11 protein-coding genes are annotated in these 14,179 nt (G+C 35.8%); 10 read left to right on the top strand and 1 reads right to left on the bottom strand.

Features of this window, described 5'->3' with window-relative positions:
• The first annotated feature begins 314 nt into the window (after positions 1–314).
• From ACTTG8_RS03525 to ACTTG8_RS03480, 10 genes are all read left to right on the top strand, one after another.
• On the top strand, positions 315–3,182 hold the full coding sequence (locus ACTTG8_RS03525; RefSeq protein ID WP_442560743.1) for a DUF6240 domain-containing protein: 2,868 nt from the start codon (positions 315–317) through the stop codon (positions 3,180–3,182).
• A gap of 14 nt (positions 3,183–3,196) precedes the next feature.
• On the top strand, positions 3,197–4,714 hold the full coding sequence (locus ACTTG8_RS03520) for a flagellin N-terminal helical domain-containing protein (RefSeq protein ID WP_442560742.1): 1,518 nt from the start codon (positions 3,197–3,199) through the stop codon (positions 4,712–4,714).
• Positions 4,715–4,728: 14 nt separating this feature from the next.
• Complete coding sequence (locus ACTTG8_RS03515) at positions 4,729–5,211, top strand: flagellar export chaperone FliS (RefSeq protein WP_442560741.1); 483 nt, start codon at positions 4,729–4,731, stop codon at positions 5,209–5,211.
• A gap of 19 nt (positions 5,212–5,230) precedes the next feature.
• A complete protein-coding gene (locus ACTTG8_RS03510) occupies positions 5,231–6,568 on the top strand; it encodes a hypothetical protein (RefSeq protein ID WP_442560740.1) in 1,338 nt (445 codons plus the stop codon).
• Between the two features lie 70 nt (positions 6,569–6,638).
• Positions 6,639–8,699 (top strand): methionine--tRNA ligase, encoded by a 2,061-nt coding sequence (metG, locus tag ACTTG8_RS03505; protein WP_442560739.1) that lies wholly within the window; start codon positions 6,639–6,641, stop codon positions 8,697–8,699.
• 14 nt (positions 8,700–8,713) lie between these two features.
• Positions 8,714–9,595, top strand: coding sequence for a 16S rRNA (adenine(1518)-N(6)/adenine(1519)-N(6))-dimethyltransferase RsmA (gene rsmA, locus ACTTG8_RS03500; protein WP_442560738.1), 882 nt, complete (start codon positions 8,714–8,716; stop codon positions 9,593–9,595).
• Between the two features lie 20 nt (positions 9,596–9,615).
• Positions 9,616–10,086 (top strand): rhodanese-like domain-containing protein, encoded by a 471-nt coding sequence (locus ACTTG8_RS03495; protein WP_442560737.1) that lies wholly within the window; start codon positions 9,616–9,618, stop codon positions 10,084–10,086.
• An 18-nt stretch (positions 10,087–10,104) separates the two neighbouring features.
• Positions 10,105–10,929 carry a TatD family hydrolase gene (locus ACTTG8_RS03490; protein WP_442560736.1) on the top strand — a complete coding sequence of 275 codons (825 nt, stop codon included), beginning with the start codon at positions 10,105–10,107 and terminating at the stop codon, positions 10,927–10,929.
• A complete protein-coding gene (locus ACTTG8_RS03485) occupies positions 10,913–11,245 on the top strand; it encodes an Ig-like domain-containing protein (protein WP_442560735.1) in 333 nt (110 codons plus the stop codon). Before ACTTG8_RS03490 ends, ACTTG8_RS03485 begins: the two co-directional genes overlap by 17 nt.
• A 234-nt stretch (positions 11,246–11,479) precedes the next feature.
• Positions 11,480–13,600 carry a methyl-accepting chemotaxis protein gene (locus ACTTG8_RS03480; protein WP_442560734.1) on the top strand — a complete coding sequence of 707 codons (2,121 nt, stop codon included), beginning with the start codon at positions 11,480–11,482 and terminating at the stop codon, positions 13,598–13,600.
• Positions 13,601–13,638: 38 nt separating this feature from the next.
• Here the strand turns inward: ACTTG8_RS03480 and ACTTG8_RS03475 are convergent, their stop codons facing one another.
• Complete coding sequence (locus ACTTG8_RS03475; protein WP_442560733.1) at positions 13,639–14,157, bottom strand: GNAT family N-acetyltransferase; 519 nt, start codon at positions 14,155–14,157, stop codon at positions 13,639–13,641.
• Between the last annotated feature and the right edge of the window lie 22 nt (positions 14,158–14,179).

Here is a 14,179-nt window from a genome sequence, read left to right as displayed (position 1 = left end):
AAATTTATTTAAATTTATTGACAATTCGCACAAAGTTATGGTAAACTAACTATGTCGACAGGAGAGCAGGAAGATTGATTGTAGCGAAATTAAATCAAATGTCGGGGGATGGTTTGAGAGAAAGATAACAATACACGCATATTACCTTTTTATATGCCTTGTAATGTTATCTTTTTCTTTTATAATTATAAATTAGTTTGAATATTCAGACAGATAAAAACTTTATAGAAATGTGAATTATTTTGTGATTAACAAAAGCAGTAATTTTGCCGAAATATATCTTGTAAGTATAATAATTTGGTAAAGGAGTGCTTATGCAGATAAATGGCTTAAAAGATAAGGTTAAGATACTTGAATTAGGACTTCATGAAAAAGAAGGGATTCAGGAGAAAGAAACTGTTGGCAATAAAATAAGCATTGGTGAGGAATTTAACAAAAATATCAGAACTAAGGTTATTTCTTATGGAGATGCGACAGGCAAGTTAAAAGAGGAAGATAGAGAACTTCAGAACTTTAAAGAAAAAGCAAAAAAGGCTGTTTATGATATTGAATATAGTACAAAAGCAATGACTCCGGATGTAATGAAACAGATGGAAGAAGAGGGAGTATCTGCCTCAGATTCAGATGCAAACTTAGTTAAAAAGAGTATAGAGAATATCGTTGCTAATAGGAAGATAGATAAAGAAAATCTTTTAAAACAGACAGAAAAATTAGATGAGGATGCAGAAAAAATAAAAGAAATCTCTTATTCATCAGTAGAAGATGCAAGAATTGCAAAACAGCTCGCATCTTCGGGAATGGCTGTAACTAGAGAGAATATAGATAAACTTTCAGAATCATTAAAATTTACAAAAGAGATTGTGAATAATATAACAGAGTCAGCTATAGGCTATATGATAGAAGAAAATCTGCCGGAAACAGTATCAAACATATATAAGGCAGAGCATATTATGGGTTATGTAGAAAATTATGAGCAAAGCAAAGAATGGGAGAAAGTTGAAAATCAAGTAATAGCATTTTTAGAAAAAAAAGGTATAAATGCAGATGAAGAGAATCTTGAGGCGGCAAGCTGGCTATTTAATAAAAAGATGGAAATCACATCGGAAAACATAGCCAAGTATCTAAGTCTTTGTGAGTTGAAGGATGAAAATGAAAGCTTAAAAGGAGATGACAAACTTACTGAAAGACTTGTAAAAGGGTTGGTAGAAGGGAAGGAAGTTTTAAATGCGGTAATTGGTACTGCTAATAATAAACAGGCAGACTATGTCATGAATTATTTTAGGCGTACTGCCGATGTTACAATTACAGAAATCAGCCAGCGAAGGTATTTGGAAGAAATAAGGCTTAAGCTTACAGAAGAATCAGCAGTAAATATGTTAAATAAAGGTATAAAAATAGATGTAACAGACCTTAAAGGACTTGTAGAACAACTTAGAAAAGAGGAAAAAAGTTATTACGAGGCTCTGCTTGAAGGGGCTAAAACTTTGGACGGTGATGAGCAGGTTAAGTATATGCATAAAGTTAAGGCAGAAAGTAGGGAATTGTTGGAAGTTGACAATGCTCAGCTGGAACTCTTAAGAAATGTAGTATCTATTCGCTCCTATGCTCTTAATAAGCAGTATGAATCTGAATATAAAATAGGGGCATTATCTAAGGCTTATAAAGAGGAGATTACCCTTACAGCCTATCATGAGGCAGGTATTGCTTATGAAAAAGGGGAAACTAAAATTAGGACTGATTTGGGAGATGGTATCAGTAAGGCTTTTGGCAATATAGATGAGGTTTTAAAAGAAAATAAATTGGAGCTGACAGAGGCAAACAGAAAGGCGGTAAAGCTTTTAGCATATAACAAGGCAGAGGTAAGTTATGAGGCTGTAACTAAGATGAAGTTTGTGATATCGCTTACAGAAAGTGCACTAAGAGAGCTTAAGCCGACTACAGTTGCAGGTCTTATAAAGTCGGGATTAAATCCGCTTGACCTGAGTATGGAGGAGCTTTTTGAGGCGGCAAAAGAGATGAATGAAAAAATAGTTGGAAACGATGAAAACTACAGCCGTTATCTCTATAAGCTAGAAAAGGCAGGAGAGGTAAGTGAACCTGAAAGAGAGGCTTATATAGGGATTTATCGCCTGCTTAATCAGATTGAAAAAGGTGATGATGCAGCGATAGGAAGTGTAAGTCTTGCAAATCAGAGCCTCACTCTTAGAAATATGCTTTCAGCAGTAAGGACTAGAAAATTAGGAGGTTTTGATGAGAAAATTGATGAAAGTTTTGGAGAACTTACAAAAATTTTAGGTGATGGTTCCAAGATTGATAGTCAGATAGACAGGGCTTACATGAAGATGCTTGCAGGGAATATTAAAGAAAGTTTATCAGAAACCGACCATTCTTATTATGAAGAGAAACTGGCTGAAGTTACAAAAGAATTTAAGACTACAGATGTAGAAAAAATTTTAGATGAAAGGGCTGAAATGACAGTTACGAACATTTTGGCGCAGATGGATATTTCAAAAGGACGAAGAAGTTTAATAGGGATTGTTTCTGAAATGTCAAGAGAAGAAAAAAGAAAGGTCAACAATCTTTCAGCTAAGTTCATTGATGAATTTGACAGTGACCGCTTTGCAGCAGAAAATGAAAAGGCTGTTACTGATGCACTTAGTAAAAAAGTAACTAAGCTAATGGAAGATGAGAAACTTACATATGAAAAACTTAATGGACTTGTAGCAGTTAAAAAGACTATTGAATTATCGGTTAAAAGGGTGGAGAGTAAAACCTATGATATCCCATTTATTTACGATGAGGATAAGCTTGCAGATTTGTCAATTACTATTAGAAAGGGAAGAGCAGAGGCAGATAAGGGCAAGGCGGTTATAATTTTAACTACGAATGAGGGCAGTGTTACATCAGAATTTAGAATTGTAAATGAGAGAATTACAGGTTATTTTAAGACTGATTCAAGAGAAAGTCTTGATGAGCTTAAGTTTAATGAGCAAATGCTTAAGAAAAACTTGGCAGCAATTAATATGGAGGTTGGAGAAATTTCATATCATTTAGGTGGGGGGACTTCACAAATTACAAATTCAGACGATATATATTATGATAGCGTTAAAACTTCTGATATATATAAGACAGCTAAGGCAGTAACAGCATACGTCTTGAAAGCTTTGAAAATAAGAGATTAGGAGAAGAAGGTAAAATGAGGATTAATAATAATATTTCAGCTCTTAGGGCAAATACAAATCTTAGCAGGGTAGATAAAAGGCTTTCCCAAAGTACAGAGCGTCTCTCGTCAGGTAATAAGATAAATGCGGCAGCAGATGATGCAGCAGGTTTTTCTATTTCAAGGAGAATGAGAACTCAGATAAAGTCTCTTGAAAGAGCATCTAGGAATTCAGCAGATGGAATTTCGGTTATTCAGACGGCAGAAGGGGCTCTTAATGAAGTTAGTGCCATATTAATAAGAATGAAAGAACTTGCAGTACAGGCAGCAAATGATACTTATTCCGGTGAAGACAGGGATGCAATACAAAAAGAAATAGATGAACTTAATAATGAGATTGATAGAATATCCGGCACTACCGGTTTTAATACAAAAAATCTTTTGAATGGAGAAGTTGGTAGGAAATCCGTTACTAAGAATGAAGGTGTGGATGTTCTTCGTTCTACAGATGTAGTGCCACATGGCAAATACAAGCTCAATGTTACTGGAGATCCAAAGAAAGCAGTGTATGAGGGAGGTACAGTTGATGAGAGTGCCTTTGGAGAGGATTCTAACATAGCAGGAAAAATTACTATTAATGGAGAAGTAATAACTATTAATAAAGGCGAAAGCTTTGACTCAGTGAGAGAAAAGCTAATTAAAGGAGCAGAGAGGGCAGGTCTTAGCCTTATTGGAAATGGAGGCGGTCCTAGTGCTGAGGGAAAAGAATTGTATGGTGGTTATGAGTATGAAAAATTTGAAGGAGGTGCCAGCCTGCTCTTAGTATCCAAGCAGTATGGAAGTAAGGCAAAAATAGATATAAAGGTAGAGGGAATAGAGGTTAAGGATAAAGACGGTACTGTATTAGAATCAGCCGAGGATAATGCTACAAATCTTGCAGCAGCACTGGGACTTCCTACGGAGATGAATGAGCCTAAGAGAGGAACTGATACGACTGTTGAATTAGCTGAGGGCTTTAGTAAAACTGCAACAGTGAGGACGGATGGAGATAAGGTTATAGTTAAAGACAATGGTGGCTTTGAAATGGAGCTTAAAGTGAAGGACTACACCACTGAAAATGATAAAGGTGGAGAGGTTGACCTAACAGTGCTAGATGCAGGGTATATGACAATGCAGGTAGGTGCAAATACAGGTGACAGCTTTGATGTAAGCATAGGTAGGATTGACAGTGAGACTCTTGGACTTAAAGGAATTAATTTGAGAACCAGAGAAGAGGCTGAAAGGGCTATATCAAGAGTAGATATAGCAACAAGCAGGGTATCGGCTGAAAGGGCAAAACTTGGTGCGTACCAGAACAGATTCGAACATACTATATTAAGTCTTGATGAGACTACAGAAAATATGACAAGTGCATTTTCCAGAATAATGGACACAGACATGGCAGCAGAGATAACAGAGTATACGCAGCAGAAGGTACTTTCTCAGGCAGGAACGAGTGTACTTGCACAGGCAAATGAAAGACCTAACACTATACTGACCTTGTTACAAAGCTAAGGGAGGAAGGCTGATTGAAGGCTGAGTCGATAAAAATATATACGAGAAGAGTAACTTCTGCAAATAAAAGTGAGCTAATTGTAATAATATATGATATAATAGAAGAAAATCTCACTTTGGCAGAAGAGGCATTGGCAAACGGTGATAAAGAAAGCTTTAGCAATGAATTAAAACAAGCAGTTTCTTTTGTGAAAGAACTGCTTGTGAGCTTAGATATGAATTATGAGGTAAGCAAAAATCTTGCAAGCCTTTACATCTATGTAAGCAGATGTCTTAACTTTGCACTGGTGAGTGGAAAGAAAGAGGAGATAGAGGCCGCAAGAAAGGTTATTATAAAACTTGGAGACAGTTTCAGAGAAGTAGCAAAGTCTGATAATTCCAAACCTGTTATGGAAAATACACAGCAGGTTTATGCAGGAATGACTTATGGAAAAGGTTTGAGTTTAGATGAAACACTCTTAGATGCTGAATCTATGGATAGGGGATTTCGTGCCTGACTTCCGGCTTAGTAAGCGTATGAAAAAAAGAAATGTTAGATTTTTGATTTTCTTGGTTTTATTTTTTGTAACAATTATAATGATGGATAAAATAGTTCACACAGAGGCCTCTCCACAAAAGGGTAAGGCCTTGAAAGTGAACTCTTTTTTGGTAGAGCAGGATAAAGTTCAGGAAGGGGCAACCAGTGGAGCCATAGTAACGGTAAAATTCGGTATTACAGGCGTTGATAAGAATGCAAAGCTTAACCATACTATATATTATTCTTCTGCAAAAACTGATGTGGACTGGGCAAAAATAAATCTGAAAAGCACATCTGTAGGTGGTGAAGAGAAGATAAATGTAAGAGTGCCAAATTCAGGATATTATTACTTTAAGATAATATCTAAAAAGGGAAAGAAGAGTGTTGAGAAAATAATAGACTTCCCTGTCTATGTATCCGGAGACAGGTATCTGGCAGGTATTGAGTTTATGAGAGATAGAGGTAAACAGCCCTTAGTAGAAGGAATTTCAGGAAGATATGTGGATGATAAGGCTGAGATTAACTGGAATGGTACTGAAAATGGAAGATATTTGGTGAGACTTTACAACGGTTATACTATGGAAACTATTTCAGAGAAGTATACTGATGAAACAAGCTATATTACAGATGTGCCTAAGGAGATAGAAAATGTAGCTTATTTTGTAGCCCATACTAATCAAAATGGTAATAATGGAGATTTTATACTTTACAATATGCCGGAAAGAAACAGTCCGAATGCAATGGTAAGGTTTCCGGAAAGTCAGACAGTAAATAATAATGATGTAGATATTGATGTGCTTTTTGCAGGGAAATGTAAGGTAGATATTAAACTGAATGACGGAGTTGAAGTAAGCGGTTCTGAGGAGAGCCGTACCTATACCCTCTCTTTGCCGGAGGGATATGTTGTAATAGAAATAAGTATTACAGGAGAGAACGGCAATATAAGAAACTACAAGAAGGAACTTCAGGTAGATACCATAAGTCCGAAGATAGTTTTAGAAAAGGCAATAGATGGTGCTGTGACTACTGAAAATGTAATAGATGTGACAGGAGAGTGCTCGGAAGATGTTACGCTTAATATGAACGGTCAGAAGAAAGAAGTGAAAAAGGGTAGTTTCAGTTTTACTCAGAACCTTAGCATAGGAGAAAACGATATAAAAATTCAGGCTATAGACAGTGCAGGCAATAAAAGTAACGTAAGGGCAGTAATTACAAGGGAAACTGAGCATAAGCGGAACAAGAAGGTAACTATACTGGTCGGTACTACATTTGGAATAATATTTTTAGCATATATTATTACTTTTAGTGGCTGGCTGGCAAAGAAGAGAAAAAATTGATATAGTTGACAAATTGAAGTCTTGAAAGTAGACTAAATGGTAAACTTATATTAAGAATTAGGAGAAGAAAATGTCAGAGAAAAAACCATACTATATTACTACGGCGATAGCCTATACTTCGGGTAAGCCACATATTGGAAATACTTATGAAATTATACTTGCAGATGCGATTGCAAGATTTAAGAGAAAAGAAGGATATGATGTAAGGTTTCAGACAGGGACAGATGAGCATGGACAGAAGATAGAAACAAGGGCAATAGAGGCAGGACAGACACCTAAGGAATTCGTAGATAGTGTAGCAGGAGAGGTTAAGCGTCTTTGGGATCTTTGCGGCACTACTTATGACAGATTTATCCGTACTACCGATGAAGACCATGAAAAACAGGTGCAGAAGATATTTAAGAAACTTTATGATAAAGGAGATATTTACAAGGGTGCTTATAAGGGAATGTACTGTACTGAGTGTGAGGCATTTTATACTAACTCACAGCTTACAGATGGAAAATGTCCTGAGTGCCATGGGGAGGTACATCCTGCTGAAGAAGAGGCATATTTCTTTAAGATGAGCAAGTATGCAAATAGACTTATAGAGCATATAAATAATAATCCTGATTTTATAAGACCTGTTTCAAGAAAAAATGAAATGATGAATAATTTTTTACTTCCGGGTCTTCAGGATTTATGTGTATCCAGAACTTCATTTAAGTGGGGCATACCGGTAGACTTTGATAAAAACCATGTGGTTTATGTGTGGCTTGATGCACTAACTAACTATACTACCGGTCTTGGATACGATACTGATGGAAACCATGGTGATTTATATAAGAAATATTGGCCTGCTGATTTACATCTTATAGGTAAGGATATTATTCGTTTCCATACAATTTACTGGCCTATTTTTCTTATGGCTCTTGATGTACCTCTTCCTAAACAGGTATTTGGTCATCCTTGGCTTTTGCAGGGTGGAGAGAAGATGAGTAAGTCCAAAGGAAATGTTATATACGCAGATGACATGGCAAATCTTTTTGGGGTGGATGCAGTTCGTTATTTTGTATTGCATGAGATGCCTTACGAAAATGATGGAGTTATAACTTGGGAACTTATGGTAGAGCGTTTTAATTCAGACCTTGCCAATACTCTTGGAAACCTTGTAAGCAGGACTGTTGCAATGAGTAATAAATACTTTGACGGAATAATGGATTCTACAACTGTAGAAGAAGTGGTAGATAATGAGCTTAAATCCTTAGCTGTAAGCTGTAAAGATAAGGTAGTTGATAAAATGAAGGAACTTCGTGTGGCAGATGCAATTACAGAAATCTTTACCTTGTTTAAGCGTTGTAACAAATATATAGATGAAACAGAGCCATGGATACTTGCAAAAGATGAAGAAAAATTACCTAGGCTTAAAACAGTGCTGTACAATCTTGCAGAGAGCATAATTATAGGTGCATCACTTTTGGAATCATTTATGCCTAATACGGCAAAAAAAATAGAACAGGCCTTTAACGCTGAACTCAGAGAATTAGATGACCTTGATAAATTCGGTTTGTTAAAAGTAGGTACAAAGGTGGCGGAGAATCCTGAAATGCTTTTTGCAAGAAAAGATGTGAAGGAAGTGCTTGCAGAAACGGAAAAAATAGTAGCAAGGCAGAAGGAAGAGTTTGTAAGGACAGGAGAAATTGCTATAAAAAATCTGCTTAAAGCAGGAAAAATAAGCGAGACAGAGGCTAAGGAGTCGCTTGATAAACTGCTTGGAAGAGAAACTAAACCGGAAGATACAGAGCTAATTAACTTAGAGGCTAAGCCTGAGATAGAGTTTGATGACTTTATGAAATGCCAGTTTCAGGTGGGAGAGATAATAAAGTGTGAAGAAGTGCCTAAGTCAAAGAAGTTACTTTGTTCACAGGTTAAGGTAGGAAGTAAAACTTTACAGATAGTTTCAGGAATTAGAAAAAATTATAAGGCAGAAGAAATGGTTGGGAAAAAAGTAATGGTGCTTACCAACCTTAAGCCGGCTAAACTTGCAGGAGTCCTGTCGCAGGGAATGTTACTTTGTGCAGAGGATGCAGAGGGCAATCTTTCACTTATGACCCCTGAAAATATGATGCCAAGTGGAGCAGAAATTCGTTAAGTAGAGGAGATTTAATGGCAGATTTAGGACAGCCACAAAATACAATAGCGATACTTAAAAAGTATGATTTTACATTTCAGAAGAAATTTGGTCAGAACTTTCTTATAGATACTCATGTGCTTGAAAAAATAGTAGATGCAGCAGATATAGGAAAGGAAGACCTTGTACTTGAGATAGGCCCCGGCATAGGTACAGTAACCCAGTATCTTTGTGAGGCAGCAAGAAAGGTAGTTGCAGTAGAGATAGACAGAAAACTTATAAAGATACTAAAGGATACACTGTCTGCCTATGATAATGTGGAAATCATCAATGAAGATATTTTAAAAGTAGACATAGCGGAGCTTGTAAAGGAAAAGAATGAAGGAAAACCTATAAAAGTAGTTTCCAATCTTCCATACTACATAACTACGCCTATAATTATGACCTTGCTTGAAAAAAGAGTGCCTGTTACCGATATGACACTTATGATGCAGGAGGAGGTTGCAAGGAGAATGCAGGCAGGCCCCGGAAGTAAGGACTACGGAGCGCTTTCACTTGCTGTCCAATATTATGCTAATCCTTATTTGGCAGCCTTTGTACCGCCTAACTGTTTTATGCCCCGTCCGGGGGTAGGGAGTGCAGTAGTAAATCTTAAGTGCCATAAAACACCGATAGTAGAAGTAGAAGATGAAGAACTGATGTTTAAGTTGATAAAGGCATCATTTGCACAGAGGAGAAAAACGCTGCAAAATGGCATTGCCAATTCGTCAGAACTTGATTTTACTAAAGAGGAGATTACAGAAGCTATACTTAAGATGCAGGAAATTTTAGGTAAGAAGCAGAATCCGCTTATAAGAGGGGAAACACTTACGCTAAAAGAATTTGCTTGTCTCAGTGATGTATTTACCAAAAAATAATTTGATAAAGGAAGTGTTTAATGTACGAAGAGAAAAAAATTGTTAAAGGAATAATTTTATTTTTGCTAATAGCAACCTTGGCATCAATTACCGTGACAGCGGTTCTTTTGACCGCACCAAAGCCAAGTTACAATATTATTTTGGGAGTGGATGAGCTAAACGAGGCAATTGGTGATAAACATACATTATTGATAGACTTAAGAGATGAACAAGATTACGAAGCCGGACATATAGATAAATCTATAAATATGCCTTATACAGATGGCGGTGTCAGAATGTTAAGCTATTTAGATAAATATGCAGGCAAAAACTATAAGATATATCTTATATGTTATTTTGGAAATAGGTCAGGTATGGCATTTAATCTCCTTAAGGACGAGGGGTATAAGAATCTGAATTATGTAAAGTTTGGTTATGATGAGTACAAGAACTCAATGGGAGCTAAATTTAAGCCTGTTCAAGGTGAGTGTCCTTGCAAACAATATAATTGATTAGAGGTTGGAACGGATTTGGAATATAAAATATTTGAAACTCATGCACATTATGATGATGAATGGTATGATGAAGACAGAAAAGAATTGATAAACCGTCTGTTAGCTACGGATATTTCTTTCATAGCTAATATAGGGGCAGATATAGAAACCAGCAAAAATTCAGTAAGACTTGCAGAAGAGTTTGAGAGGGTTTTAGCTGTAGTGGGAGTTCATCCTGATGTAATAAGCTGTCTTGAAGAACTACCTGAAGGGAAGGGCATAGAAATAATTAAGAATTTGGCACTTAATCCTAAAGTAGTTGCGATTGGTGAGATTGGACTTGATTATTTTGAAAGAGAGGCCGGTGATAAAAATGACATCTTGAAACAGAGACAGAAGTATTGGTTTTTAGAACAGCTAAGGCTTGCAAAAGAGTTAAATAAACCGGTTGTCGTACATAGTAGGGATGCAGCAGAAGATACCTATAATTTGCTCAGAGAATTTGGATACAACAAAGGGGTGATACACTGCTATTCTTACTCTCCGGAGATGGCAGAGAGGTTTGTAAAGCTTGGCTTTTACATTGGTATAGGTGGTGTAGTCACATTTAAAAATGCTAAAAAAACCAAGGAAACAGTCAAGAGACTAGGACTTAAACACATTGTGCTTGAAACTGATTCACCTTATCTTGCTCCGGTACCACATAGAGGAAACAGGAATGATTCAGGTAATATAAACTATGTGGCAGAAGAAATTGCCGGACTTTTAGGTGTTTCAAAAGAAGAAGTTATAAAAATAACATTTAATAATGCCGTAAAATTATATGAATTGGAGGATAATGCTTATGTCAAATTATGTTGATATTGAATCCACATCAGGGCTTGACATGGCGGTAAGGCAGTCGCTTAAATTTAAGACAGGTAATTTTGTATGGAGGGTGAGATTCAATACTCCATTAGACCCAAGGACAGTAAATAGCAATACCATGTATGTGACTTCAGCATCGGGTATGCTTAAGGTGGATATAAGCTATGATTCGTCAAGAAATGAAGTTCAGATAGAACCTCTTGAGCCTTATGCAAAAGACGAAGTTTATACCCTCCATATTACTAAGAAAGTTGCATCTAAAGGGCAGAAGAAATTAAAAGAAGAGATAGAAGTTCAGTTTAAGCTATAGCCGGATAAAAGCTAAAGTTACTTTCTATATAAGAGTTTCTTTTGTTGTTTAGTTATAAAAATGATATGATTAATTCAGGTAAAATTAGGCTTATTAGGAAAATAGTTTTATAGGATAAAGTGGCTTGAAAATTAATGATTCTGATAGTAGAATAAAGTAAATCTACGATGATAAGTGTGTTGTTTTATTAGCTCATATGTATTATAAGGAAAAAATATTGGGAGGATGAATTAAATGAAACAAAGTCAGGCAGCTCCAAAAGGTATTAAAAGTGTTGGTGTAAAACTGAGCCTTATTATTGCTATATTATTGCTAGTGGTATTAGGCATAAAAACAGTTTATGATACAGTTAGCAGCTATAGTACCAATGTAAATGACAGGAGAAGTATAGAGCTTGAAGGAACAAGAAAGTTGGCAGGTAAAGTAGAAAAACAGTTTTCATCAGCTTATCAGGCGGCAGTAGGTATTGATTCGGTAATTAAGGCCGAGATGCAAAACAATAAAAAAGGAAAAAGAAGTAGAAAAGTAATAATTGATACTCTTAAAACAGTAATTTCAGAAAATAGCTATATAAGTGGTGTGGGTGTATTTTTTGACCATGATGCATTTGATGGTAAAGATGCAAAAAATATCAAAGGTGCAAATAAAAGTGGAGCCTTTGCTGTATATGTTACAGGAAATGAAGTAAATTTTGAAGATGATCATTTCAAAAGTGATTGGTATACTACTGTAATTAATTCAGGTAAAACTATTATGCTTGAGCCATATGAGCTTAGAGGTAATATAGCTACAACCTATGGTATGCCAATAAAGTTTGGTGGTAAAATAATAGGTGCAATAAATGTAGACATAGATCTAACCGGCTTATCTGATGAGTTTGCAGCTGAAGAGGGCAATAGTGAGAATAAATTCACAGTATTGCTTTCAGATACAGGAGTCATTGCTGCACATTCTACCAATAAAGAGCTATTGTTAAAAAATGCACTTTCATCTAACGCTGGTTTAAAAACACTTTTTGATTCTGCTAAATCAGGCAGTGAAGCTTTGGAAGTACAAAAATCAATAACAACAGGAAAAGAATCCCAAATTATATTTGTACCGGTTGATGTTGAAGGTGTAGATACAAACTGGGCATTTTCTGCCATAGTTTCAATGTCAAATTTTACACATGATGCAGTTAAAAATATGTATTTGAATATATTTTTAAATATTATCACAATAATTGGAATTGCAGTTTTAATATTTTTCCTTATAAAGTATTATGTTTCTACTCCTATATCGGTTATAGAAAAAGCTATTGGAAAGCTTGCTAATTACAATCTGGATACATCAGAAGAAAGAGAAATTCTTACTAAGTATAGAGAGAGTCCGGATGAAATTGGCGCTATGGTCAGATCTATCAGACTCATGGTCAATAATCTTACTGAGATTGTATCAAATATTAATTCTCATGCACAGAATACTGCAGCTACGGCAGAGGAACTTACAGCTACAGCTCAGGCAACTTCTGATATGGCAAATGATGTATCAGTAGCAGTTACTAATATAGCTGATGGTGCTACAAGTCAAGCGCAGGATACACAGAGTGCTGCAGGTTCGGTTGAAAAAGCTAATTCACTTCTTAGTAAAATGATTGAAACTTTACATGAGCTTTCTGATGCAACTGAAACAATTGATAAATGCAAGAATGAAGGTAATGCTACACTTAGGGAGCTTATCAAGATTTCGGATGAAAATAAAGAAGTTTCAGCTAAGGTTAGTCGTGTAATAGATGAAACCAGTATGGCTACTGAAAAGATTTCAAGTGCATCTGAGATGATACAGTCTATTTCTGACCAGACTAATCTCCTTGCTCTGAATGCAGCAATAGAAGCAGCAAGAGCAGGTGAGGCAGGAAAAGGCTTTGCAGTAGTTGCTGATGAGATTAGAAAACTTGCTGAGCAGAGTGCAGGATTTACTAATGAAATCAGAGCTGTTATTGATGAATTGAAAATAAAGGCGGAATCTGCGGTTAACATGATGGAAGATTCAAATAAAATGGTTACTGAGCAAAGTGAAAAAGTTAGTGAGACCAGTTATAAGTTTGAGGAGATTTCTAAGGCGGTAGAAAATTCTAAGGTAATTGTAAATGAAATTAATGAATCTTCTAAGACTATTGAAACGGAAAACAGTAATGTGATTAAGGTTGTTGAAAACTTATCTGCTATAGCCGAAGAAAATGCGGCTACAACAGAAGAGGCATCAGCAAGTGTGGATACTCAGGTTCAGTCTATTGCAGATATTTCACAGGCTAGTGAGAATCTTGCTAATATTGCGATGGAACTTCAGAGTGAAGTATCTAAATTTAGTTTATAAAAGCAAAAAACGGAGTATGTGCAAGACATACTCCGTTTTTATAATTCTCCATTTAATAAAGAGTACTGAAAACAGTTTTTCCAGTTTCCGTTGATATTTACACATTCTCTTTTGATACCTTCTTTAGAAAATCCCAAATTTTCAATAACTTTTATAGAAATTAGGTTATCAGTTGCGATAAGAGCCTCAATTCTATGAAGTTTTTCGTCAGTAAATAAATGTGAAATTGCACACCTTACAGCCTCGGTAGTAAGCCCTTCTCCGGAAAAATCTCGGTCAATTTTATATCCTATTTGACAAGATTTAAATACCCCTTTTTTAATGCCCTGAAAATTAACAGAACCTATAGGTATGTTAGGGGAAGTTTTTAGAGAAAACCAATATCTTAAACTTGTTTCTAAGAGCATATTTTTGAATTCAGCCTTCATAAATTTTTCCATCGCCGGTATTGAAAGAAAGTGTTTTGAAAGATTGGGTTCCCATGCTGAAAGCCAGTCATAATTTTTATTATAAAAATTACAAACAGCAGGAGCATAGCTTTCATCTAATGTGCGCAAAATTAATCTGCTGCTTTGTAGT

This window comes from Catonella sp., assembly GCF_052173895.1.
Classification (GTDB): Bacteria; Bacillota; Clostridia; order Lachnospirales; family Lachnospiraceae; genus Catonella.
This window is presented reverse-complemented; position numbering and strand designations above follow the sequence as displayed.